This window comes from Novosphingobium lentum NBRC 107847, from assembly GCF_001590965.1.
GTDB classification, from domain to species: Bacteria; Pseudomonadota; Alphaproteobacteria; order Sphingomonadales; family Sphingomonadaceae; genus Novosphingobium; species Novosphingobium lentum.
The window spans coordinates 1-842 of sequence record NZ_BCTW01000050.1 but is presented as its reverse complement, the minus strand read 5'-3'; the positions used below and the strand labels follow the sequence as shown (position 1 = coordinate 842).

The 842-nt window shown below is 71.9% G+C and carries 1 protein-coding gene; it reads left to right on the top strand.

The window, feature by feature from the left end; all coding sequences use genetic code 11:
- Window positions 1-101 precede the first annotated feature (101 nt).
- Window positions 102-842 (top strand): hypothetical protein (locus NL2_RS21500; protein ID WP_218006137.1); only part of this gene is annotated, 741 nt, incomplete at its 3' end.

The window sequence follows — 842 nt, the reverse complement described above, 5'->3', positions numbered from 1 at the left end:
CCGGTGCGGTGAAGCTCGACAGCGCGACCAGCGGCACCACGCTGGCGTTGTCCGGCACCACGATCGCCGTGCCGACGCTCAATGCCGGAAGCGACCTCACGTTGACCAGCACGGGCGCGACCACGCTGGGCACCGCCACGGCGGGCGGAGCGGCGACCGTCACGGCCAGCCAGCTGACCTTCACCGGTCTGACCACGGGCGGCAACGCTAGCCTGACGGGTGGTCCCATCAGCGGCACGACGCTGAAGGTGGGCAACGACCTTGCTCTGGATTCCTCCGGCGGCGCGGTCGTGCTCGGCGACGCGACGATCGGTCGCAATGCCAGCGTGACGGCGGGCGCGGGTTCGCTGGCGGTGACGGGCACGTTCGCCTCGACCGGCGCGACGCAGGCGAGCGCTGCCACGATCACCGGCGGTACGTTCACCGCTGGCTCCAGCCTTGCGCTGACCAGCCCCGGCGCGATCAAGCTCAATGCCGCGACCAGCGGCACGACGCTGGCGCTCACGGGCGCGACCATCGATGCACCGACGCTCAACGCTGGCACCGACCTCACGCTGACCAGCACCGGCGCGACCACGCTCGGTACCGCCACGGCGGGCGGGGCGCTGGCGATCACGGCGGACAGCCTGACCGACACGTCGCTCACCTCGGGCGGCAACACGACGCTCAAGATCGCCAAGGCGGCGACGCTGGGTACGGTCAAGGCGGGCAGCAACCTGGCGATCACCGCCGGGCCGCTGAGCTTCGCAGCGCTGAGTTCGGGCACCGGCGCGACGACCATCACCTCGGGCGCGGCGACGGGCGGGACGATCGCGGCGAAGACCAGCCTGTCGCTGATCAGC